The following is a 22,912-nucleotide window of genomic DNA, read 5'->3' as shown; positions in this document are numbered from 1 at the left end:
CCTGGAGGGGTTCGGTCCACAAGGGCGCGGCAGGGGGGGGGAGGGGCTGGGGCCCGGTGGGCCCGCTGATCAGCTCGTACGCCCCTTCGCGTCGAACTCCTTCATGCGGTCGAGGACGCCGTCGGCGCTCGGGTGGAGCATCTCGTCGACGACGCGGCCGTCGGCGAGGAAGATCACGCGGTCCGCGTAGGAGGCGGCGACCGGGTCGTGCGTGACCATGACCACGGTCTGGCCGAGCTCGCGCACCGAGTTGCGCAGGAAGCCGAGGACCTCCGCGCCCGAGCGCGAGTCCAGGTTTCCGGTCGGCTCGTCACCGAAGATGATCTCGGGCTGGGAGGCGAGCGCGCGGGCCACGGCCACGCGCTGCTGCTGGCCGCCGGAGAGCTGGGTGGGCCGGTGCGAGAGGCGCCCGGACAGCCCCACCATGTCGATGACCTGCTGCAGCCACTCCTTGTTGGGCTTGCGGCCCGCGATGTCCATCGGCAGCGTGATGTTCTCGGCCGCGGTCAGCGTGGGAAGCAGGTTGAACGCCTGGAAGATGAAGCCGATCTTGTCCCGGCGCAGCTGGGTCAGCTGCTTGTCCTTGAGCGAGCCGAGCTCGGTCTCGCCTATGCGGACCGACCCGGAGCTGAACGAGTCGAGCCCGGCCACGCAGTGCATCAGCGTGGACTTGCCGGAGCCCGAGGGGCCCATGATCGCGGTGAACTCGCCCTGGCGGAAGTCGACCGTCACCCGGTCGAGCGCGACCACCTGGGTCTCGCCCGAGCCGTAGACCTTCGACAGCTCAGTGGCGCGGGCGGCCACCGCGGTGGCGCGGTGTGCGGTGGGGGTGGAGGTCAACGGAGGACTCCTGTCGGAAGGCGGAACTGGGGACTCCTCCATCCTCGATGCCGCCGACCCCCCGGAACGTCAGCCGCTGTGCCCGTTCCCGGGCCATCTTGAGTCTTATACGGGCGCCGCCCGCCTCCTCCTCCGGTATGACACGACCCCTGAGGCGCCCCCGGCCGACGAGGCGTCACGGGCGGTCCGGGAGAGGGCGAGGAGAGGGCGGGGAGAGGAAGGGGATCGGGGAGAGGAGAAGGAGGGGAGCGGGGAGAGCAGAAGGAGGGGAGCGGGGAGTCGAATTCGCGTCATTCCGTTACGCACAGTTCGGCTGACCGGTATGCCTGCCAACCGCCTCCGGCATGTGCCGCAGCGCTTCGGGCCGGTCTGACGCACCCTCAAGCGTCAATAAAATAAGACAACATCGGCCATCGTTCCGCCGTGCGGGGGAGCCGTCCCGATAGGCTCTTCGGGCGAACGTAGGAACCGCGCGACCAGCCCGGATGGTGGAATGCAGACACGGCGAGCTTAAACCTCGCTGGCCCTAGGGCCGTGCCGGTTCAAGTCCGGCTCCGGGCACCTCTCGCCCCCTCCGGCGAGAGGTGGAAGAACCGATAATTCGGCGGACAGAACGAGCGCGGGCGGCCGGCACGGCCGGATTACCGGCGAATGGGTGACGCGTGGGTAAACAGTTCCCGCGCCCCGCCGGACCGCGCCCCCGCCGGACCGCGCCCGCCCCGCGGCCCGCTCCGGCCCCGCCCCCGGGCGACCCGCTCCCGCCTCGGGCGCCGCACCTCACACCCCACTCACCTCCACCCGTGGCACTCTTGTGACGGCGGACCCCCTGGTGTACGTCTCGCCTGGCGAGGAAAGATCCTCCCAGAGCACTAGGGTGATTGTTTTGCTTTCCCATTACCCTTGACGTCAAGGCCGCGCACGGCGGCCATGGAGGAGTGAGATGAGGAGCAGCAACCCGGTCTTCTCGCGACGGGGGTTCAGCCGCGACAACGGCTACGCGGGCTTCAACACCGCGCCGCAGGCCGGGGGCAACCCGTACGCGCAGGCACCGACGAACCCGTACGCGACGAACCCGTACGCGACGAATCCCTACGCCCAGCAGGACACGCAGTACGGCGCCCCCCAGGCCCCGGCCCGCGGCGCCGTGATGACGATGGACGACGTCGTCTCGCGGACCGCGATCACGCTGGGCGTGGTGGCCGCGGGCGCGGCCCTCGCCTGGGCCCTTCTGCCGGTCTCCTCGACCAGCTACGGGCTGGCGATCGGTGCCGGCCTGGTGGCGTTCGTCCTCGCGATGGTCCAGTCGTTCAAGGCGAAGCCCGTCCCCGCGCTGATCATTGGTTACGCGGCGTTCGAGGGCGTCTTCCTCGGCGTGATCAGCGAGATGTACAACGAGCGCTGGTCCGGCGCGCCCTTCCAGGCGGTCCTGGGCACGCTGGCGGTCTCCGGCGCAACCCTGTTCGCGTACAAGCAGCGCTGGGTCCGCGTGACCGCGCGGTACGCGCGCATCGGCATGACCATCGCCATCGCGTTCGTCCTGGTGATGGCGGTCAACCTGCTGGTGGTCGCCTTCGGCGGCGCCGACGGCGGGGGCCTGCGCAGCTTCGGCCCGCTCGGCTTCGCGGTCGGCGTACTCGCCATCCTGATCGGCTGCTTCTACCTGACGCTGGACTTCAAGCAGATCGAGGACGGCATCACGTACGGTGCCCCGCGCGAGGAGTCGTGGCTGGCCGCGTTCGGCCTGACCATGGCGCTCGTCTGGATCTACATGGAGATGCTGCGACTGGTGGCGATCCTCCAGGGCGACGACTGACGCCCGTAAGGCAGTGGGGAGGGGCCCGTCCCGGCAGCAGCCGGGGCGGGCCCCTCCGCGTTGTGCCGGGGGTGCCGAGGTGGCACGCCGGCGTGGTTCAGCAGGGGGGGTTGGGGTTCCCTTCCTAGATGAGGCGGCGCGCGGCCCGCCTCAGGTCGTACTCGTGGATGATCGCCTTGGCGTGGCCGTAGGCGAGATCGTGCTCGCTCCGGAGCCAGCTGACCTTCTCCTCGAACCGTACGAGGGAAGGGCCTTCGTCGACGGTGCGAAGCCAGTCGGAGACTTCACGACCGGTGCAATGGGGGATGCGGGAGAGCAGGTTGCGATGGGTTTCTTCGGAGAAGAGTTGGGACATCGGCGCCTCCGGACGCATTGCCTGGGGGTCCCCTGCCCGGACGGAGCCGAGAACGTCGGGGATGGTCCTTCACGTCACCGTGCCTGAGTGTTCGCGTATTGGCAACAGTCCCGGGGCGGCGCGTAGGGTCGCGGCGTGCTTGATGTGACCCCGCTCCTCGCCGCCGTGGACCGCTTCGCCGACCGCCTGCGCGCCGCCCCCGAGAGCCGCCTGCGCCGTGGCGCGGCGACCGAAGCCCTCGCCCTGGCCAGGGAATTGTCGACCCGGGCCCAACGCGCCGAGACCCCCTCCGCCGAGCCGCGCGTGATGCCGGACGCGGGCGCCTTCGCGGTGGCCGACCAAGTGGCGGTGGCGGGCCGCGATTTGGCCGAGGCACTGCGGGTGGGGGCGGCGCCGGCGGAGGGTCTCGCGGAGGCGGTGGGTCTTGTGGAGGGGGCGATGGGGAGGGCGTTCGGTTAGACGCGGCTCCGATCACGCGTTCGGGTCACGCTTTCTGGTCCCGTACCGGGGGGACTTCGACACGATGCGGCTGCGGCTGAGGCCGTTCAGGGAGGCCCCGGCCGTGCGGCAGCTCGCGCCGCGCGTCGCGGAGGTCGCCGCCCTCAAGGCGTAGTCGGCCGGGGCTACAGCGACGCGATGACCCGGTCCGCCAGGATGTACACGCTCTCCTCGCCGCACGAGAACGTCAGCGCGTACGCGCCCGAGATGCCCGAGCCGCCGAGCAGCACCGGAGTGTCGCCCTCGCGCAGGGCCTCGGCGAGGCGTTCGGAGGTCTCGCGGTGGCCGGGGGTCATGCACAGCGTGGTGCCGTCGGCGAAGACGTAGACGTCGAGGGTGCCGAGCGGGCCCGGGCGTACGTCCGCCAGCGCCGTGCGGGCCTCGGCCAGCTGCTCCAGGCGCTCGACCGTGGACTCGTGGTCCGCCACCACCGACGTCTGGACCGGGACGAAGTCCGGGTGCGAGGGGTGGCGGCGGCGGGCCGCGGCCAGCTCGGGGGAGTCCTCGGGGAACTCCTCGTACGGCTCGGCGCCCAGCTCCATGCCCTCCAGGCCGCCCTCCAGACCGGCGAAGTCGGCCTGCCGGGGGAGGAACAGGGCCGCGTCGTCCCCGAGGCCCGCGAGGCCGCCCAGGAGCGACGGTGCGTCCGCCGCGTCCCGCGTCTCCTGCGCGGCCCAGAACGCCCGCGCCTCGGCGAGCTCGCGCTCCCGCTCCTCGGCGAGCGCCTCGGCGACGGCCGCCCGTATCTCCGCGAGCGGGGTGTCCGTGCCGCGCGCCTGGTGGGGCACGGTGGCGGACCGGCCGGCGTTCGTGACCGCGAGGTCGGCGCGCAGCGCCACGACCTGCTTGCGCAGGCCGTGGGCGGCGTGCAGGGCAGCGGCGCCCACGGCCGTGGCAGCGGCCGTGGTCAGCAGCAGGGCAAGAGACATGGCGCTCACTGACTTACTCCCGGATTCAAACGATTCCCCGACTTCCTACATCAGCTTGTCGTGGACCCGCTCCCCGTGTCAGTGCATTACGTCACGAAATGGACAGGTCTTTGTGTCTGGGGTTTAGTCCCGTAACTACTGTGACCTGCGGTTATGCCTCTCCCCCGGGGCGTACATCACATCCTGGGGGAGATTCGGTCACGAACCGGACGCGGCGGGGTTGGAGCGGTGCTGAAAGGTGTCACCCCGCCGAGGCGCGGCCGGGGCGCCGAAAAGTACCCCCACCGCAGGGTAGGGCCTCGTCAGCTCAGCCGCGCGCTGACTCGGTCGCGTTCCGCTTCGCTTCCGCCGCGCTTCCGCTGCGGGCAGGTGCCGCCGTCGTTCCTCAGGCGACCCCTACCCCCGCTTCAGCTCAGCTCAGCTCAGCCGCTCGATCACCATGGCCATGCCCTGGCCGCCGCCCACGCACATCGTCTCCAGGCCGAACTGCTTGTCGTGGAACTGGAGGGAGTTGATGAGCGTGCCGGTGATGCGGGCGCCCGTCATGCCGAAGGGGTGGCCCACGGCGATGGCGCCGCCGTTGACGTTCAGCTTGTCGAGCGGGATGTCGAGGTCGCGGTAGCTCGGGATCACCTGGGCGGCGAAGGCCTCGTTGATCTCGAAGAGGTCGATGTCGCCGACCGTCAGGCCCGCGCGCTTGAGCGCCTGCTTCGACGCCTCCACCGGGCCGAGGCCCATGATCTCGGGCGAGAGGCCGGTGACGCCGGTGGAGACGATCCGCGCGAGCGGGGTCAGGCCGAGCTCACGGGCCTTGGTGTCGGACATGATCACGAGCGCGGCGGCGCCGTCGTTCAGCGGGCAGCAGTTGCCCGCCGTGACAAGGCCGTCGGGGCGGAAGACGGGCTTGAGGCCCTGGACGCCCTCGACGGTGACGCCCGCGCGCGGCCCGTCGTCCTTCGACACGACCGTGCCGTCCGGGGTCGTGACCGGGGTGATCTCGCGCTCCCAGAAGCCGTTCTTGATGGCTTCCTCGGCGAGGTTCTGGGACCGTACGCCGAACTCGTCCATGTCCGCGCGCGTCACGCCCTTGGCGCGCGCCAGGTTCTCGGCGGTCTGGCCCATCGCGATGTACGCGTCGGGGATCAGGCCGTCCTCGCGCGGGTCGTGCCAGGAGGCGCCGGCGGACTCCGCGACGGCGGCGGTACGGGCCTCGGCCTCGGCGAAGAACGGGTTGTGGGTGCCGGGCATCCCGTCGGAGGAGCCGTTGACCGAGCGGGAGACCATCTCGACGCCGGTCGAGATGAAGACGTCGCCCTCGCCGGCCTTGATGGCGTGCAGCGCCATGCGGGAGGTCTGGAGGGAGGAGGAACAGTAGCGGGTGATCGTGCAGCCCGGCAGGTGGTCCATGCCCATCTGCACGGCCACGATCCGGCCCAGGTTGTGGCCCTGCTCGCCGCCGGGGAGGCCGCAGCCGAGCATCAGGTCGTCGATGTCGCGCGGGTCGAGCTCGGGGATCTTGGCGAGCGCGGCCTGGATGATGGTGGCGGTGAGGTCGTCCGGGCGCAGGTCCTTCAGCGAGCCCTTGAAGGCGCGGCCAATGGGGGAACGAGCAGTCGAAACGATCACGGCTTCGGGCATCACGGGCTCCATGGGGGCGGCGGGACGGGCTCAGAGATGTCGGGGACTCTCTGGGAAGTTACCCGTACGTACGGAGTTGGTCATCGGGGGGCGCGTGTGATGCGGGCCTCTTTTCTAAGCGCCCGCTCAGTGCGGGGGTGCGGTTCAGGTGGTTTCCCGGGGCTGCGCCCCGGCCGCCCTCTCCGGGGCTGCGCCCCCACCCCTGGGGGGCTTCGGCCCGGGCCTCTGTGTGTCTGCGGGCCGGTGGTGGGCTGGTCGCGCAGTTCCCCGCGCTCCTTTTGGGCCCGGGGTTTGTCTGCGGGTCGGTGGTGGGTTGCTCGCGCAGTTCCCCGCGCCCCTTTTTTTGGCCCGGTGTTCGTCTGCGGGTCGGTGGTGGGTTGCTCGCGCAGTTCCCCGCGCCCCTTAGGGGGTTGCGGCTGCTGCACCCCGCATCTTTTAGGGGCGCGGGGAACTGCGCGACCAGCCACCCACGACCCGCGCCCGACCGACGACCGAGCGCGGCCAGTCCCCGCCGGGCCCGCAGGCGGGTGGCGGGGGCTGGGGCGCAGTCCCAGTGGGGGGCACTGAACGGTCGGGCTACTTCGCCGCGTCCTTGGCCAGGAACGCCAGCAGGTCCTGTCGGCTCACCACACCCGTCGGCTTGCCTTCCACCAGGACGATCGCCGCGTCCGCCTCGCCCAGGACGGCCATCAGCTCGCCGACCGGCTCGCCCGAGCCGACCTGCGGCAGGGGCGCGCTCATGTGCTTCTCCAGCGGGTCGGTGAGGGACGCGCGCTGGGCGAACAGGGCCGCCAGGAGCTCCTTCTCCACCACCGAGCCGATGACCTCCGCGGCCATCACGTCGGGGTGACCCGCGCCGGGCTTGACGATCGGCATCTGCGAGACGCCGTACTCGCGCAGCACCTCGATCGCCTCCCCGACCGTCTCCTCCGGGTGCATGTGGACGAGCGAGGGCATCGCGCCCTCCTTGTCGGCGAGGACGTCACCGATGCGCGCCGACGGGCCCGCCTCCTCCAGGAAGCCGTGCCCGGCCATCCACTCGTCCGAGAAGATCTTGGAGAGGTAGCCGCGGCCGGAGTCGGGGAGGAGCACGACGACCACGTCGTCCGGGCCGAGGCCCTCCGCCACCCGCAGCGCCGCCACGACCGCCATGCCGCAGGAGCCGCCCACCAGCAGGCCCTCCTCCTTGGCGAGGCGGCGGGTCATCTGGAAGGAGTCCTTGTCGGAGACCGCGACGATCTCGTCCGTGACCTCACGGTCGTACGCCGTCGGCCAGAAGTCCTCGCCCACGCCCTCGACCAGGTACGGACGGCCGGAGCCGCCGCTGTAGACCGAGCCCTCGGGGTCCGCGCCGACGATCCGTACGGCCCCGCCGGAGACCTCCTTGAGGTACTTGCCGGTGCCGGAGATCGTGCCGCCGGTGCCGACGCCCGCGACGAAGTGCGTGATCTTCCCGTCCGTCTGCTCCCACAGCTCCGGACCGGTGGTCTCGTAGTGCGAGCGCGGGTTGTTCGGGTTGCTGTACTGGTCCGGCTTCCAGGCACCGGGCGTCTCGCGCACCAGGCGGTCCGAGACGTTGTAGTACGAGTCCGGGTGCTCGGGGTCGACCGCCGTCGGGCAGACGACGACCTCGGCCCCGTACGCCCGCAGGACGTTGATCTTGTCGAGCGACACCTTGTCCGGGCAGACGAAGATGCACTTGTAGCCCTTCTGCTGGGCCACGATCGCCAGACCGACGCCCGTGTTGCCCGAGGTGGGCTCCACGATCGTGCCGCCGGGCTTGAGCGCGCCGCTCTGCTCGGCCGCTTCGATCATGCGGACGGCGATCCGGTCCTTGACCGAGCCGCCCGGGTTGAAGTACTCGACCTTGGCCAGGACGGTCGCCTGGATGCCCGCGGTCACACTGTTGAGCTTCACCAGCGGGGTATTGCCGACGAGGCTGATCATCGAGTCGTGGAATTGCACCGTTGTCTCCGGGGTCTCCGTGATGGTCTTGCCAGCGTATGCGCAGAGCGAGCGCCCGTTCACCTCACGGCGGGATTGAGCGACACCTGTCACCGGGCAGGTAGCTGATGTACGGCTCCAAGGAGGTGGCGGTGGCTGGGAGTGTGTCGACCGTGTCGGCCGGGGTTTCGGCCGGGTCGAGGGCGAGGGTGGCCCGCCGGATCGCGGCGGGCGCGGCGTTCGGCGGGGGCGGGATCGGGCTGCTCGCCACGGCCGCGGTCGGCGTGCTGCTCGCGGAGGCGGCGCTGGCCAGGCGGTCGGTGGGCGGCGGCACCGCCCCGCACCCGCCGAGCGCCGACGGGCTGTACGGGGTGGCCTTCGCCAACGGTACGCCCCCGCTGCGGCTCGGCATGCTGGGCGACTCCACGGCCGCCGGGCAGGGCGTGCGGCGGGCCGGGCAGACCCCGGGCGCGCTGCTGGCGTCCGGGCTCGCGGCGGTCGCCGAGCAGATGGTCACGCTGCGGAACGTGGCGCAGCCGGGCGCCCAGTCGGACGACCTGGACCGCCAGGTCTCGCTGATACTGGCGGATCCGGCCCGGATCCCCGACGTCTGCGTGATCATGATCGGGGCGAACGACGTCACCCACCGGATGCAGCCCACCACCTCGGTGCGCCATCTGGCGGGCGCGGTGCGACGGCTGCGGACGGCGGGCGCCGAGGTGGTCGTCGGCACCTGCCCCGACCTCGGCTCGGTCGAGCCGGTCTACCAGCCGCTGCGCTGGCTGGCCCGGCGCGTCTCGCGCCAGCTCGCGGCCGCCCAGACGATCGTGGTGGTCGAGCAGGGCGGGCGTACGGTGTCGCTCGGCCATCTGCTCGGCCCCGAGTTCGAGGCGAATCCGCGCGAGCTGTTCGGGCCGGACAACTACCACCCGTCGGCCGAGGGGTACGCGACGGCCGCGATGGCCGTGCTGCCCACGCTCTGCGCCTCGCTCGGGTTGTGGCCGGACGCCGACCGGCTCGACGCGGACCGCCACGAGGACATCCTGCCGGTCGCCAAGGCGGCGGCGGAGGCGGCGGCGGAGCCCGGCACCGAGGTCAGCGGGGCGCGCGCGCCCTGGGCGCTGCTCAAGCACCGCCGCCGGCGGCGGCTGACCGCGACCGAACCGTCCACCGCGCACCCGGCACATCCCTGAGTGCCGCTGGGTCCCCCTGGCGTCCCCGAGGGCCGCTGAGTGCCGTACGCCCCACGCCAGTTGACGGGCCGTCGCGTTCGTCGCGCAACTGGTACGAGCGCGACATGTCCGCGCAGCACCCGCTTAACACGAGCACGGCACAGTGGTGGATGTCGGCGGGGGAGACCCGGCCGGCACCACCAGCGGCGTCACAGGACTTCCGGAGCGGCTCCCGGACTCCCGGCGCCCAGGACGCGGCGACCGGCCCTGACCCGGGACCGTGTCCCGCGCGGGGACCGCCGTCGTCCCGCCCCCCGGGCGACCGGGGGTGCGGCGGTCCCCGCGCTCACCTTCTTCAGTCGCTGTCGCCGTCACCGCGATGGCGGCGCGGCCAGGGCCACGGGCGGGCGGCGTGCACGGCGTTCACGCCGAAGATGCCCAGCCAGGTGACGAAGAGGCCGCTCAGCCCCGCGTTCACGGCGCCGATCGCGGAGAGCGGGATGGCGAGGACCAGCGAGATCATGCCGAACCCGAAGCGCTCCGCGAAGCCGAGGTCCGGGTTCTGGCCGGCCGGGCGGCCGCCGCGGGCCACCACCATCTGCTGTTCGGCGAGCTGGCGCCGCACCCGGCGGTCGATCGCCGGGTCCAGGCGCTGCTCGACCTTCTCCAGGAACGAGTCGACGAGCGCGGGCTCGTACTCCTCGCCGAGCTCCCTGCGCGCGTGCAGGGTGGCGTCGAGTTCTTTTCTGAGATCGGCGTCACGGGCTTCCATGCTCCAACCCTACGGAGCGGGCGGCGCGGGCACAGTGGGGGTAGCCCCCGTACTTGCCCGTCTGCATATGGTCATGCAGAGTGCTGGGCGACTGAATATCGTGGAGTTCCGGGTGGTGGACTTCCGGCGTGAGGAAGGGGGGACGGCATGAGCGACGGCCCTGCCGCGCGGCTGCAACAGCTCTTCGAGGGGCGCCGGCTGACACCGACCCAGCGGCGGATCGCCCACTCCATGGTGCGCAGGGCCGCCGACGTGCCGTTCCTGTCGAGCGTGGAGCTGGCGGAGCTGGCCGGGGTGAGCCAGCCGTCGGTGACCCGTTTCGCGGTCGCGCTGGGCTTCGACGGGTACCCGGCGCTCCGCCGCCACCTGCGCGAGGTGGTGCCCTCGGCGTCGCCGGAGGCGGGCGAGCACGAGTACAACGAGTACCAGCAGGCGGTCCAGGCCGAGATCGAGAACCTGCGCCATCTGGCGGGGCTGCTGGCGGACCCGGCGCCGGTGGAGGAGGCCGGACGGCTGCTCGCCGCATCCCGGCCGCTCCCGGTGCTCGGCCTGCGCGCGGCCTCCTCCCAGGCGCGCGGCTTCGCGTACTTCGCCGCCAAGGTGCACCCCGACGTACGGCTGCTCGACGAGGGCGGCTCGATGCTGGTGGACCGCATCGACGCGGCGCGGCGGGCGGGGGCGTCGGCGCTGCTGTGCTTCGCGCTGCCGCGCCATCCGAAGGAGGTGGTGGACGCGCTGGCGTACGCGCGCTCCAAGGACCTCACCGTGGTCACGGTCGCGGACTCCGCCTTCGCGCCGGTGGCCCGCCACAGCGACCTGCTGATCCCGGCGGCGGTCGGCACCGGCCTCGCCTTCGACACGGCCTGCGCCCCGATGCTGCTCGGCCGCGTCCTGCTGGAGGCGATGTGCGACGACCTGCCGGACGCGCAGGCGCGGCTGGAGGAGTTCGACGCGGGGGCCGCGGGGCGCGGCTTGTTCGTGGAGTAGCCGTCTGCTCGGCAGGGGCGCGCTTTCGCCTGCGGGCGGGTGGGGGCTGGTCGCGCCCACGCGGCGGAGCCGCACATGTCACAGCCCCGCGCCCCTGAAGGGCCGGTTGTTTGTCTGCGGGCCGGTGGGAACTGCGCGACCAGCCACCCACCGGCCCGCAGGCGAGCGCCACGCTAGAGCAGGGCATCCGGGGTCGCGCCCCCGGACTCCGCCACGATGTCCGCCACCGCCTGCGGCTCCCGTACCACCGCGAAGCGCACCCCGTCCGGGCCGGACGTGAAGCCGTAGACGCCCGGCCTGGCAAGGCTGTTGTAGGCGTAGTGGTGGGCGAAGTAGTACGCCCCGGTGTCCAGCACCGCCGCGTAATCCCCCTGCTCCAGCCGCGGCAGCATCCGCGCCTCCGCCAGCAGGTCGCCCGCGAAGCAGGCGGGACCGGCCACGTCCTGGAGGACCGGCGGACCGGCCTTGGGGCGGCCCTTCGGGCCGTACGCGGCGATCCGCAGCGGCCAGGACGCGGGCGCGTACACGGTACGGGCCGCGATCTGGACGCCCGCGTGGGTGACCGCGATGGGCCGCCCGCCGGACGTCTTCGCGTACTCCACCCGCGCCAGCACCGTCCCGTGCTTCGCGAGGAGCGAGCGCCCGAACTCGGTCACCAGCGCGTACGAGCCGTCGAAGAGACCGGGAACCCGCGCGCGGAGCAGCCGCGCGTACTCCTCGTACGTGGGGCTCTCCTCGTCCGAGGAGAAGTTCACCGGCAGCCCGCCGCCGAGGTCGACCGTGTCGATCTGGCGGCGCCCCACGCGCGCGTTGATCTCCTCGGCCAGCTCGTACGCGGTCCGCACCCCCTCGGCCATCAGGGCCAGCGGCACGCCCTGGGAGCCCGCGTGGGTGTGCAGCCGGGTGAGCCAGGGGCGGGCCGCGTACGCCCCCACGACCCACTCCCGCGCCCCCTCGTCCCGCAGCCCCACCCCGAACTTCGAGGTCCGCGTCGCCGTCGAGAGCGCGCCGATGGACCCCGCGCCCAGCTGCGGATTGACCCGCAGGCCCAGCGGCGAGGCGGTCGCGGCGGCGGCCACCAGCGCGTCCAGGCGGGCCAGCTCTTGCGGGTTGTCGGCGTTGACCGCGATGCCCAGGGCGAGGGCCTCGCGCAGCTCGGCGGGGGTCTTGGCGGGGGAGTCCAGGACGGTGTGGCCGGGGCCGATCCCGGCGGCGCGGGCCAGCGCCAGCTCGCCGGGGCTGGCGACCTCCGCGCCGAGCCCCTCGGCCGCGAGCAGTCGCAGCACCGGCACCAGCGGGCACGCCTTGACGGCGAAGGCGTGCAGCACGGGCGCGTCGGTCACGGACGCGAAGGCCGAGGTCAGCGCGGCCGCGCCGAGCCGGATGCCGGTGACGTCGAGGAGGGCGGCGAGCGGGGCGTCCGGACCGACGAGCCCCTGCTCCACGGCCGCCCGCACGGCCTGCTCGCGGCGCGCCGCCGCCGGTGTGCCGGTCATGGCATCAGGCTCGGTCGTGCCATCGGGCTCGGTCATGGAGTCAAGCCAAGCACCGGCCGCCCGGCGGCGCAGGGATACGGCCCGATTCCCTGGCCCGTTCGCCCTTCTCCGTCCGCTCCCCTCCGCCGGTCTATTGACTAGTTCTATTCAGGCGTCCAGGATGTGAATATCTGAGTCACGTCGTGAGGAGGCCTCGCCATGTCAGGACCCCGCCCCGTACGGGCACCGCGCGGTACGGAACTGAGCACCCTGGGATGGCAGCAGGAAGCCGCCCTGAGGATGCTCCAGAACAACCTCGACCCCGAGGTCGCCGAGCACCCCGACAAGCTCGTGGTCTACGGCGGCACCGGCAAGGCCGCGCGCGACTGGCGCTCCTTCGACGCGATGGTGCGCACCCTGCGCACGCTCAAGCAGGACGAGACGATGCTCGTCCAGTCCGGCCGCCCGGTCGGCGTCATGCAGACCCACGAGTGGGCGCCCCGCGTGCTCATCGCCAACTCCAACCTGGTCGGCGACTGGGCCAACTGGGAGGAGTTCCGCCGCCTGGAGGCGCTCGGCCTGACCATGTACGGCCAGATGACGGCCGGTTCGTGGATCTACATCGGCACCCAGGGCATCCTCCAGGGCACCTACGAGACCTTCTCGGCCGTGGCGGCGAAGAAGTTCAACGGCACCCTCGCCGGGACGATCACGCTCACCGCCGGACTCGGCGGCATGGGCGGCGCGCAGCCGCTCGCCGTGACCATGAACGACGGCGTCGCGATCTGTATCGACGTCGACCCGCGCGCCATCGAGCGCCGCATCGAGCACCGCTACCTCGACGTGAAGGCCGACAACCTGCGGCACGCGCTGGAGCTGGCGGTCGAGGCGCGCGACGCCCGCAGGCCGCTCTCCATCGGCCTGCTCGGCAACGCGGCGGAGCTGCTGCCGCAGATGCTGGCCGAGGGCGCGCCGATCGACATCGTCACCGACCAGACGTCGGCGCACGACCCGCTGGCGTACCTGCCGATCGGTATCGACTTCGACGACATGGCGGCGGCGCAGAAGGACCCGGCGGGCTTCACGACCCGCGCGCGCGAGTCCATGGCCCGGCACGTCGAGGCGATGGTCGGCTTCATGGACGCGGGCGCCGAGGTCTTCGACTACGGCAACTCGATCCGGGGCGAGGCCCAGCTGGCCGGGTACGACCGGGCGTTCGCCTTCCCCGGCTTCGTCCCCGCGTACATCCGTCCGCTCTTCTGCGAGGGCAAGGGCCCGTTCCGCTGGGCGGCGCTGTCCGGCGAGGCCTCCGACATCGCGAAGACGGACAAGGCGATCCTGGACCTGTTCCCCGAGAACGAGTCCCTGCACCGCTGGATCAAGATGGCGGGCGAGCGCGTCCACTTCCAGGGCCTGCCCGCGCGCATCTGCTGGCTCGGCTACGGCGAGCGCGACAAGGCGGGCGAGCGCTTCAACGACATGGTCGCGAGCGGGGAGCTGGCGGCGCCGCTGGCCATCGGCCGCGACCACCTCGACTGCGGCTCGGTGGCCTCCCCGTACCGCGAGACCGAGGCGATGCTCGACGGCTCGGACGCGATCGCGGACTGGCCGCTCCTGAACGCCATGGTCAACGTGGCCTCGGGCGCGTCCTGGGTCTCCCTGCACCACGGCGGCGGCGTCGGCATGGGCCGCTCCATCCACGCGGGCCAGGTGACCGTGGCGGACGGGACGGCGCTGGCGGGGGAGAAGATCCGGCGCGTGCTGACGAACGACCCCGGGATGGGTGTGATCCGGCACGTCGACGCCGGGTACGACATCGCGGAGTCGGTCGCGGGTGAGCGGGGCGTCCGTGTCCCGATGCGGGAGTCGGAGTGACCCCGAACGCCTCGGCTTCGCCCTCGGCGGAGGGCGGGCCCGGCCCGGTGGGTGGCGTGGGTAGTACGCCGGCCGCGGGCTCCGCTGTGCCCACCCTCCCCCAAGCTCTCGGCTCCGCTCGAGCAGGGGGGACCCCCAACGCCCCAGCGGAACGACTGCCCACAGCGGACGGGGCGAGGGCCGCAGGCCCCGCCCCCCAGGGGCGCGGGGAACTGCGCGACCAGCCACGGACGGCCCGCAGCCGAACGGGGTCCGGGGGCGATGCCCCCGTGGCCGCCCGGCCAGGGCTTTCGGGAAGGGGCGGGGTGGGGGAGACTCCCTCGTTCCACGAGATGTGGCGCGAGCTCGCCCCCATCGGCCGCGACGCCGACACCCGCGGCTACCGCCGCTTCGCCTGGACCGGCGGCGACGCCGAGTGCCGGGAGTGGTTCCGGGCCCAGGCCGAGGCCCGAGGGCTGACCTACGAGCTGGACCGCAACGGCAACCAGTGGGCCTGGGCCGGCGACCCGGCCGCCGGGGACGCCGTCGTCACCGGGTCCCACCTGGACTCCGTACCCGACGGCGGAGCCTTCGACGGCCCCCTCGGCGTCGTGTCGTCCTTCGCCGCGTTCGACGAGCTGCGCCGGCGCGGAGCCGTCCTCACGCGGCCGCTGGCCATCGTCAACTTCGGCGACGAGGAGGGCGCCCGCTTCGGGCTCGCCTGCGTCGGTTCCCGGCTCGCCGCCGGGCAGCTGACCGTGGAGGCCGCGCACCGGCTGCGCGACGGCGACGGGATCAGCCTGCCCGGCGCCATGGAGGCGGCCGGATACGACCCGGACGCCATCGGCCCCGACCCCGAACGGCTCGCCCGCATCGGCGCGTTCGTCGAGCTGCACGTGGAACAGGGCCGCGCCCTCGACCTCAGCGGCGACGCGGTCGGCATCGCCTCGGCCATCTGGCCGCACGGGCGCTGGCGGTTCGACTTCGCCGGCGAGGCCAACCACGCGGGCACCACCCGCCTGGTGGACCGGCGCGACCCGATGCTCACGTACGCCGAGACGGTCCTCGCCGCCCGCCGCGAGGCCGAACTCGCGGGCGCGGTAGCCACCTTCGGCAAGATCTCCTGCGAGCCGAACGGCGTCAACGCCATCCCGTCGCTGGTACGCGGCTGGCTGGACTCGCGCGCCGCCGACCAGGGGACCCTGGACACGGTGGTCGCGGCGATCGAGACGGCCGCCCGTGACCGGGCCGCCCGCGACGGCGTGGACCTGACCGTCGTACGGGAGTCGTTCACGCCCGTCGTCGAGTTCGAGCACGCCCTGCGCGACGAGCTCGCGAAGATCCTCGGCGGGCACACCCCCGTCCTCGGCACCGGCGCCGGACACGACGCCGGGATCCTCTCCGGGACGGTCCCGACCGCCATGCTGTTCGTACGCAACCCCACCGGCGTCTCGCACTCCCCGGCCGAGTTCGCCGAGGAAGACGACTGCGTGGCCGGGGTGCTCGCACTCGCCGACGTTCTGGAGGACCTGGCGTGCAGGTGACGTCGTACTGGCTGGAGCACGCCTGGCTCGACCCCGTGGTGGAGCCGGGCGTGCTGGTGGAGGTGGCGGACGGGCGGATCTCCGCCGTACGCAAGGGAGTTGAGGCTCCACCCCCCGGTGCCGTCGCCCTGCGCGGCCTCACCCTGCCCGGCCTCGCCAACGCCCACTCGCACGCTTTCCACCGGGCCCTGCGCGGCACGGTGCAGGTGGGCTCGGGCACGTTCTGGACCTGGCGCGAGACGATGTACGCGGTCGCGGCGCGGCTCACGCCCGATACGTACTTCGCGCTCGCGCGGGCGGTGTACGCCGAGATGGCGCTGGCCGGGGTCACGGCGGTGGGCGAGTTCCACTACCTGCACCACGCGCCGGGCGGCACGCCGTACGCCGACCCGAACGCGATGGGCGAGGCGCTGATCGCGGCCGCCCAGGACGCCGGGATCCGGATCACGCTGCTCGACACGGCGTATCTGTCCTCCGGCTTCGGCGAGCCGCCCAACGCGCACCAGCTGCGGTTCTCGGACGGCACGGCGCAGGCGTGGGCCGAGCGCGTGTCGCTGCTCAAGCCGCGCGAGGGCGTACGGATCGGAGCGGCGATCCACTCCGTACGGGCCGTGCCGGCGGACCAGTTGCGTACGGTCGCGGCCTGGGCCGAGGAGCGGGAGGCGCCCCTCCACGTCCACCTCTCCGAGCAGATCGCGGAGAACGAGGCGTGCCTGGCCGCGCACGGCCGCACGCCGACGCGGCTGCTGGCCGACCACGGGGTGCTGGGGCCCCGTACGACGGGCGTCCACAACACGCACCTCACCGACGAGGACATCGCGCTGCTCGGCGGGTCGGGGACGGGCACGTGCATGTGCCCGACGACGGAACGCGACCTCGCGGACGGCATCGGCCCGGCGGTCGCGCTCCAGCGCGCCGGGTCCCCGCTCTCGCTGGGCAGCGACAGCCACGCCGTGATCGACCTCCTGGAGGAGGCGCGGGCGATGGAGCTGAACGAGCGGCTGCGGACGCGGACGCGGGGGCACTGGACGGCGGCTTCGCTGCTGCGCGCGGCGTCCGCCGACGGGCACGCGTCCCTGGGCTGGGCCGACGCGGGCCGCATCGCGCCGGGCGCGCGGGCGGACTTGGCGACGCTGGACCTCTCGTCGGCCCGCACGGCCGGTCCGCCGCCCCGCCTCGGCGCCGAGACGGCGGTGTTCGCGGCGTCGGCGGCGGATGTGCGGCATGTGGTGGTGGGAGGGCGTGAGGTGGTACGGGACGGGGTGCATGTGGGGGTACCGGATGTGGGGGCGGCCCTGGGGGAGGCGATCGCGTCCCTACGGGATTAGCCCCCACCCCGCCCCTTCCCGAGACCCTCCGGGGGTGGGTGGGGGTGAGGGTGCTTCTCCCGGGGGCTACGCCCCCGGACCCCCGGCGGGGCCTGCGGCCCCTGCACCCCGCTTCGGGGCTGCGCCCGGGCCCTGTTTGTCTGCGGGCCGGTGGTGGGCTGGTCGCGCAGTTCCCCGCGCCCCTTCTCGGCCCGGTGTTCGTCTGCGGGCCGGTGGTGGGCTGGTCGCGCAGTTCCCCGCGCCCCTTCTCGGCCCGCAGACGAAAACGGGGGCCCGGGGCGCAGCCCCGCGTCGGGGGGGCTGGGGGGGCGGAGCCTCCAGCAAGCCGTCTCACCCCACCACCCGGCCGCCCGCCCAGGGCTTTCGGGAAGGGGCGGGGCGGGGAATCAGAAAAAGGCCACCACCGGAACAGGAGCCGCACCCGTGACCACCACCCTCGTCACCAACATCTCCACCCTCGTCACCAACGACCCCACCCACGGCCCCGGCCCCCTCGGACTCATCGAAGATGCCGCCGTCCTCATCGAGGGCGACCGCATCGCCTGGGTGGGCGCGAGCGGGCGCGCCCCGGACGCCGACACCCGGCACGACGCCGGCGGCCGCGCCGCCATCCCCGGCTTCGTCGACTCCCACTCCCACCTCGTCTTCTCCGGCGACCGCACCCAGGAGTTCAACGCCCGGATGTCGGGGCAGGCGTACAAGGCGGGCGGGATCCGGACCACCGTCGCCGCCACCCGCGCCGCCACCGACGCCGAGCTCGGCGCGAACGTCGCCCGGTACATCCGCGAGGCCCTGCGCCAGGGCACCACGACCTTCGAGACCAAGTCGGGGTACGGCCTCACCGTCGAGGACGAGGCCCGCGCCCTGCGCATCGCCGCCGAGCACACGGATGAAGTGACCTATCTGGGGGCTCATATCGTGGCCCCGGAGTACGCCGACGACCCCGCCGCCTACGTCGAGCTCGTCACCGGCGCGATGCTCGACGCCTGCGCCCCGTACGCCCGTTGGGTCGACGTCTTCTGCGAGAAGGGGGCGTTCGACGGGGACCAGGCCCGGGCCGTCCTCCTCGCGGGCAAGGCCAAGGGGCTCACCCCCCGCGTCCACGCCAACCAGCTCTCGTACGGCCCCGGCGTCCAGCTCGCCGTCGAGCTCGACGCGGCCAGCGCCGACCACTGCACCCACCTCACCGACGCCGACGTCGACGCGCTCGCGAACGGCTCCACCGTCGCCACCCTGCTCCCGGGCGCCGAGTTCTCCACGCGCGCGCAGTGGCCCGACGCCCGGCGGCTGCTGGACGCGGGGGTGACGGTCGCGCTGTCCACGGACTGCAACCCGGGGTCCTCGTTCACGTCCTCGATGCCGTTCTGCGTCGCGCTCGCCGTACGCGACATGGGGATGACGCCGGACGAGGCCGTGTGGGCCGCCACCGCCGGGGGCGCCGCCGCGCTGCGGCGCACCGACGTGGGGCGGATCGCGCCCGGCGCCCGCGCCGACCTCGCGCTGCTCGACGCCCCGAGCCACGTCCACCTCGCCTACCGGCCCGGCGTGCCGCTGATCAGCGACGTCTGGCGTCAGGGCATCAAGTGCCGGTAGGCCCTGGGGTGGGCGTCCAGGTACTGGGCGAACGACTGCGCCCGGTGCCCGGCCAGCCGGGGCACGGTGTCGGAGACGGTGGCCAACTCCCCGGCGGCGATCGCCTCGTACGAGCTCACCCAGCCGGTGACCTCCCACTCCTCGGCGCCGTACCCGGCCCGTGAGGCGAAGGCCTCCTCGCGGGTCTCGGCCGTATAGGTGATGGCTCGGCCCGTGACCCGGCTCAGCTCGCGGGCCACCTCGGTGAGGGTGAGGGCCTCGGGCCCGGTGACGTCGTACGTGACGCCGTCGTGTCCCGTGCCCTCCTCCAGGAGCACGGCCGTCGCCACGTCCGCGATGTCGTCGTGCGCCACACCCGAGACCCTGCCGTCCCCGGCGGGGCCCCGGATCACCCCGTCCGGGCCCGCCATCGCGGCGAGCCCGCCCAGATAGAGGCTGTCCCGCAGGAACGTGTACGCCAGGCCGGTGTCCCGGATGTACTGCTCGGTGTGCCAGTGGTCGCGCGCGAACGTGAACGCGGCGTCGGGGGCGGCGCCGAGGAACGACACGTACACGATGCGGCGTACGCCCGCCGCGACGGCCGCGTCCACGGCGGTGATGTGCTCGCGTACGCGGCCGGGGGCCTCGTGCGCCGACACCATCAGCATGCTCCCGGACCCGGCGACCGCGTCCCGCATGGCGCCCCCGTCCCCGAAGGCGGCGGGCGGAGCCTTGACCGCCCCGGGCAGATCGGGCAGCCGCTCGGGGTCGCGCCCGACGAGCCGGGTGCCCGCACCCCGCTCAGCGAGCCGCCGCGCCACCCGCCCACCGATGGCTCCACTCGCTCCGGTGACGGCGATGACCGATGCCATACAGACCTCCTGGCGCTAGATGTTGAGCGCCGCTGTGGGCGACCGCTGCTGCTCCGCCCCGCGCCGCGGGCAATCACTGCTGCTTCGTTCCCCCCGCTGTGGGCCATCGTGCCGCTGGGGCGGCACGGGTGGGCACAGCGGCACGCGGCGCACGCCGCCCAAGTGCAACCCGCACGCGTGCCCGCGAACCCGCAGAGCAGCAGCGGCCGCCGGGCTACCCGCGGTCCAGCCCGTTCCCCAGTGCCCGCGACTCCCAGCCCCCGGCAACCAGCTCCCCCGCCGCACACCCCGGCTTCCGCCGGGCCTGGTCGCGGAACAGGTCGACGAACGCCGCCGCGAAGCCCAGCCGGGGGTACGCCCCCACCAGCTCCGCCCGGAACGACGGGGAGAACGCCTCCAGACCCGTGCCCGACACGTCCGCGCTCGTCCCCACCTGCAACAGACGGCTCTCCACGTCCACCTCCGGCGCCACGTCGTCCCGCATGTGCAGCACGATCAGCTCGGCCGCCCGGTCGCGGCGCGCGTCGGGCCAGCCGAGGCCCGCCGTGAAGACGCGGGCCAGATGGCCGCCCGCCTCCTCGAAGGGCAGCGCGTGACTGTCGAAGGGCGGCGTGAGCGCCAGGTCGTGCAGGAGCGCGGAGACGAAGAACAGCTCGCGGTCGTAGTCGAGGCCGCGCTCCTGGGCCCACGCCGCCCCGAAGAAGTACGACCGCAGGGAGTGGTGGTACAGCGCCTCGTCCGCGTACTCCGCGCAGACCAGCCGGGCCGCCCGGGCCGCGTGCCCCTCGGGCACCCCGATCCCCGCGACCTCGGTCAACTTGTCCATCTCCACGGCCCCACCCCTCGTCCGGACAACCGATCTTGGCCACAGCCTAAGGTGGCCGGATGAAGACCATCGGTTTGATCGGCGGAATGAGCTGGGAGTCCAGCGCGGAGTACTACCGGCTTCTCAACGAGCTCGTACGCGAGCGGCTCGGCGGGCTGCACTCCGCCCGCTGCGTCCTGCACTCCGTCGACTTCGCCGAGATCGAGGAGTTCCAGCGCGCCGGGGAGTGGGAGCGCGCCGGGGACGTCCTGGCCGGGGCCGCCAAGGGGCTGGAGGCGGCCGGCGCCGATCTCGTGCTCATCTGCACCAACACCATGCACAAGGTGGCCGACCAGGTCGCTGCGGCCGTCTCCGTGCCGCTGCTGCACCTGGGCGACGCGACCGCCGGGGCCGTACGCGCCCGGGGCATCCGGCGCGTCGGCCTGCTCGGCACCGCCTTCACCATGGAGCAGGACTTCTACCGGGACCGGCTGCGTTCGCACGGCCTTGAGGTCGTCATCCCGGGCGCCGAGGACCGTGCCCTCGTCCACCGGGTCATCTACGACGAGCTGTGCCTGGGAGTGGTGCGCGACGAGTCCCGTACCGCCTACCGGGACGTCATCGCGCGGCTCGTCGCCGACGGCGCTGAAGGGGTCGTCCTCGGCTGCACCGAGATCGAGCTGTTGATCCGTCAGGAGCACAGTCCCGTACCGGTGTTCCCCACCACCCGTCTGCACGCCGAGGCCGCCGTCACCGCCGCGCTGGCCGACTAGACCGCGGCGGGCCCGTTCCAGAAGGAACGGGCCCCCGCGCAGGCGTACTTGACTCATCGAGCACACGCGAGCGTGCTCACTCTTCGAGCGTCAGCCCCTTGCGCAGCCGCGTCAGGGTGCGCGCCAGCAGCCGGGAGACGTGCATCTGGGAGATGCCGAGCTCCTCGCCGATCTCGGACTGGGTCATGTTGGCGACGAACCGCAGCGACAGGATCTTGCGGTCCCGGGGCGGCAGTTCGGCGATCAGCGGCTTGAGCGACTCGATGTACTCGACGCCTTCGAGGTCGTGGTCCTCGTAGCCGATCCGGTCCGAGAGCGCGCCCTCGGTGTCGTCCTCCTCGGGCTGGGCGTCCAGCGAGCTCGCGGTGTACGCGTTGCTCGCCGCCATCCCTTCGACGACCTCTTCCTTGCTGATGCCCAGGCGTTCGGCGAGCTCGCCCACCGTCGGTGCGCGGTCGAGCTGCTGGGCGAGTTCGTCGCCCGCCTTGGCCAGGTCGAGGCGGAGTTCCTGGAGGCGCCGGGGGACCCGGACCGACCAGGAGGTGTCGCGGAAGAAGCGCTTGATCTCGCCGACGATGGTCGGCATGGCGAAGGTCGGGAACTCCACGCCTCTGTCGTACTCGAAGCGGTCGATCGCCTTGATCAGGCCGATGGTGCCGACCTGGATGATGTCCTCCATCGGCTCGCTGCGCGAGCGGAACCGGGAGGCGGCGAACTTGACCAGCGCCAGGTTGAGTTCGACGAGCGTGTTGCGCACGTAGGAGTACGCGTACGTGCCCTCTTCGAGGGAGTCGAGCCGGGCGAAGAGCGTCTTCGACAGGGCCCGCGCGTCCAGCGGCGCGATGTCTTCGTAGGGAGGGATCTCCGGAAGGCCGTCGAGTCCCTCGATCGGGGTGTGCGGTACGTGCGTTGTCGACGCATCCATGGATTCGTCGAGCCGGGGTGACATGGGGTCTCCTCCATCGTTCTCGGCATATGGCTGCCGATGCCCATACGTGGCGAATCGGTGTGCGGCGCCTCCATGGCCGGTCGCGGTGAAAAACTGTCTCTACTACCCCTACCCGCTTTGGTTGTACCGCCGCAAGGTCGCATTGTCCGTATATGTCCAGTTCAGGGTGGTGTTCGACTTCCGAGGCGCGTAGGGAAGGCGTAGTGTTCTCGGGGAGTCCGCGTGTACGGAGCCGTCTTTGGTGACGTATGCGGAGAGGTGCGTCACTTGTGACGGGGAGCACAGTTTCCGCACCCGAAGGGCACACGGAAACCACTGTCGCGCCGGTCACGGTGCGGCACGGCGAATCATGGCGAAGAGGGACGGGCATGGACCGCGGCACGGTCGGCAGCGCGAATCGGGGCCGGCTCAAGGTCGGCGTTCGCTCGCACGGCCGCAGCGAGATCTTCACGCCCGTGGGCGAGCTCGACCACCACACGGCGGACCTGCTCAGCGAGCCGCTGGAGAGCGCGGTCGAGGCGGGCCGCAGCCGGCTGGTCGTCGACTGCGCCCAGCTGGAGTTCTGCGACTCCACCGGACTGAACGTGCTGCTCGGCGCCCGGCTCAAGGCCGAGGCCGCCGGTGGCGGGGTCCACCTGGCGGGGATGCTCCCCGTGGTGGCCCGCGTCTTCGAGATCACCGGAGCGGAAGCGGTCTTCACCGTGCATGATTCGCTCGAAGCCGCACTGGACGACTGACCGCGCCGCGGTGGGGCAGGAGACCAGACTCAAGACGTTGGCGAACCAGGCATTC

Annotated in this window: 20 protein-coding genes and 1 tRNA gene; 11 read left to right on the top strand and 10 right to left on the bottom strand. The window is 72.6% G+C overall.

Annotated elements, in window-relative coordinates; all coding sequences use genetic code 11:
• Positions 1-69 precede the first annotated feature (69 nt).
• On the bottom strand, positions 70-840 hold the full coding sequence (locus tag AB0G17_RS23740) for an ABC transporter ATP-binding protein (RefSeq protein WP_361386197.1): 771 nt from the start codon (positions 838-840) through the stop codon (positions 70-72).
• Between the two features lie 479 nt (positions 841-1,319).
• Here AB0G17_RS23740 and AB0G17_RS23735 point away from each other — a divergent pair.
• Positions 1,320-1,401, top strand: a tRNA-Leu gene (locus AB0G17_RS23735).
• A 379-nt stretch (positions 1,402-1,780) separates the two neighbouring features.
• Positions 1,781-2,653 (top strand): Bax inhibitor-1/YccA family protein, encoded by an 873-nt coding sequence (locus tag AB0G17_RS23730; RefSeq protein WP_361386194.1) that lies wholly within the window; start codon positions 1,781-1,783, stop codon positions 2,651-2,653.
• Positions 2,654-2,777: 124 nt separating this feature from the next.
• Here the strand turns inward: AB0G17_RS23730 and AB0G17_RS23725 are convergent, their stop codons facing one another.
• A complete protein-coding gene (locus AB0G17_RS23725; RefSeq protein ID WP_361386191.1) occupies positions 2,778-3,008 on the bottom strand; it encodes a DUF4287 domain-containing protein in 231 nt (76 codons plus the stop codon).
• Positions 3,009-3,143: 135 nt separating this feature from the next.
• Here AB0G17_RS23725 and AB0G17_RS23720 point away from each other — a divergent pair, with 135 nt between their 5' ends.
• On the top strand, positions 3,144-3,467 hold the full coding sequence (locus AB0G17_RS23720; protein ID WP_361386188.1) for a hypothetical protein: 324 nt from the start codon (positions 3,144-3,146) through the stop codon (positions 3,465-3,467).
• 164 nt (positions 3,468-3,631) lie between these two features.
• On the opposite strand, the gene AB0G17_RS23715 is transcribed toward AB0G17_RS23720, so the two are convergent.
• The 3 genes from AB0G17_RS23715 to AB0G17_RS23705 form a co-directional block, all read right to left on the bottom strand.
• Complete coding sequence (locus AB0G17_RS23715) at positions 3,632-4,435, bottom strand: hypothetical protein (RefSeq protein ID WP_361386335.1); 804 nt, start codon at positions 4,433-4,435, stop codon at positions 3,632-3,634.
• A gap of 417 nt (positions 4,436-4,852) precedes the next feature.
• Positions 4,853-6,073 carry an acetyl-CoA C-acetyltransferase gene (locus AB0G17_RS23710; RefSeq protein ID WP_361386185.1) on the bottom strand — a complete coding sequence of 407 codons (1,221 nt, stop codon included), beginning with the start codon at positions 6,071-6,073 and terminating at the stop codon, positions 4,853-4,855.
• A gap of 576 nt (positions 6,074-6,649) precedes the next feature.
• The gene (locus AB0G17_RS23705) at positions 6,650-8,038 is read right to left on the bottom strand and encodes a cystathionine beta-synthase (protein ID WP_361386182.1); all 1,389 of its coding nucleotides are present in this window, start codon (positions 8,036-8,038) and stop codon (positions 6,650-6,652) included.
• A 188-nt stretch (positions 8,039-8,226) separates the two neighbouring features.
• Between AB0G17_RS23705 and AB0G17_RS23700 the strand changes: the two genes are divergently transcribed.
• Positions 8,227-9,210, top strand: coding sequence for an SGNH/GDSL hydrolase family protein (locus AB0G17_RS23700; RefSeq protein ID WP_361386332.1), 984 nt, complete (start codon positions 8,227-8,229; stop codon positions 9,208-9,210).
• A 334-nt stretch (positions 9,211-9,544) separates the two neighbouring features.
• Here the strand turns inward: AB0G17_RS23700 and AB0G17_RS23695 are convergent, their stop codons facing one another.
• Positions 9,545-9,961: a hypothetical protein gene (locus AB0G17_RS23695; RefSeq protein ID WP_361386179.1), complete on the bottom strand. Its 417-nt coding sequence runs from the start codon at positions 9,959-9,961 to the stop codon at positions 9,545-9,547.
• Positions 9,962-10,108: 147 nt separating this feature from the next.
• Here AB0G17_RS23695 and AB0G17_RS23690 point away from each other — a divergent pair, with 147 nt between their 5' ends.
• Positions 10,109-10,948, top strand: coding sequence for a MurR/RpiR family transcriptional regulator (locus AB0G17_RS23690; protein WP_361386176.1), 840 nt, complete (start codon positions 10,109-10,111; stop codon positions 10,946-10,948).
• 173 nt (positions 10,949-11,121) lie between these two features.
• On the opposite strand, the gene AB0G17_RS23685 is transcribed toward AB0G17_RS23690, so the two are convergent.
• The gene (locus AB0G17_RS23685; RefSeq protein ID WP_361386173.1) at positions 11,122-12,480 is read right to left on the bottom strand and encodes a diaminopimelate decarboxylase; all 1,359 of its coding nucleotides are present in this window, start codon (positions 12,478-12,480) and stop codon (positions 11,122-11,124) included.
• Between the two features lie 162 nt (positions 12,481-12,642).
• Here AB0G17_RS23685 and hutU point away from each other — a divergent pair, with 162 nt between their 5' ends.
• The 4 genes from hutU to hutI all read left to right on the top strand — a co-directional run bounded on the left by hutU (position 12,643) and on the right by hutI (position 18,742).
• Positions 12,643-14,298, top strand: a complete 1,656-nt coding sequence (gene hutU / locus AB0G17_RS23680; RefSeq protein ID WP_361386170.1) for a urocanate hydratase — start codon at positions 12,643-12,645, stop codon at positions 14,296-14,298.
• Between the two features lie 332 nt (positions 14,299-14,630).
• Positions 14,631-15,821, top strand: coding sequence for an allantoate amidohydrolase (locus tag AB0G17_RS23675; RefSeq protein WP_361386329.1), 1,191 nt, complete (start codon positions 14,631-14,633; stop codon positions 15,819-15,821).
• Positions 15,812-17,149 carry a formimidoylglutamate deiminase gene (locus tag AB0G17_RS23670; protein ID WP_361386167.1) on the top strand — a complete coding sequence of 446 codons (1,338 nt, stop codon included), beginning with the start codon at positions 15,812-15,814 and terminating at the stop codon, positions 17,147-17,149. The genes AB0G17_RS23675 and AB0G17_RS23670 overlap by 10 nt, the downstream gene beginning before the upstream one ends.
• Positions 17,150-17,572: 423 nt before the next feature.
• Entirely contained in the window at positions 17,573-18,742 is a 1,170-nt protein-coding gene (gene hutI, locus AB0G17_RS23665) for an imidazolonepropionase (protein ID WP_361386164.1), read from the top strand.
• On the opposite strand, the gene AB0G17_RS23660 is transcribed toward hutI, so the two are convergent.
• Both AB0G17_RS23660 and AB0G17_RS23655 read right to left on the bottom strand, forming a co-directional pair.
• Positions 18,721-19,593, bottom strand: a complete 873-nt coding sequence (locus tag AB0G17_RS23660; protein WP_361386161.1) for an NAD(P)H-binding protein — start codon at positions 19,591-19,593, stop codon at positions 18,721-18,723. The genes hutI and AB0G17_RS23660 overlap by 22 nt on opposite strands.
• Positions 19,594-19,807: 214 nt before the next feature.
• A complete protein-coding gene (locus AB0G17_RS23655) occupies positions 19,808-20,419 on the bottom strand; it encodes an HD domain-containing protein (RefSeq protein ID WP_361386158.1) in 612 nt (203 codons plus the stop codon).
• Positions 20,420-20,478: 59 nt separating this feature from the next.
• On the opposite strand from AB0G17_RS23655, the gene AB0G17_RS23650 reads away from it, so the two are divergent.
• Entirely contained in the window at positions 20,479-21,171 is a 693-nt protein-coding gene (locus AB0G17_RS23650; protein WP_361386155.1) for an aspartate/glutamate racemase family protein, read from the top strand.
• A 76-nt stretch (positions 21,172-21,247) separates the two neighbouring features.
• On the opposite strand, the gene AB0G17_RS23645 is transcribed toward AB0G17_RS23650, so the two are convergent.
• Positions 21,248-22,096 carry an RNA polymerase sigma factor SigF gene (locus tag AB0G17_RS23645; RefSeq protein ID WP_361386326.1) on the bottom strand — a complete coding sequence of 283 codons (849 nt, stop codon included), beginning with the start codon at positions 22,094-22,096 and terminating at the stop codon, positions 21,248-21,250.
• Positions 22,097-22,488: 392 nt separating this feature from the next.
• Here AB0G17_RS23645 and AB0G17_RS23640 point away from each other — a divergent pair, with 392 nt between their 5' ends.
• Positions 22,489-22,857, top strand: a complete 369-nt coding sequence (locus AB0G17_RS23640; RefSeq protein ID WP_361386152.1) for an STAS domain-containing protein — start codon at positions 22,489-22,491, stop codon at positions 22,855-22,857.
• The last annotated feature ends 55 nt before the right edge of the window (positions 22,858-22,912 follow it).

Source organism: Streptomyces sp. NPDC023838 (assembly GCF_040639555.1).
Classification (GTDB): Bacteria; Actinomycetota; Actinomycetes; order Streptomycetales; family Streptomycetaceae; genus Streptomyces.
Note: the sequence above shows the minus strand (reverse complement) of the source record. Positions and strands in the feature narration are given on the sequence as shown.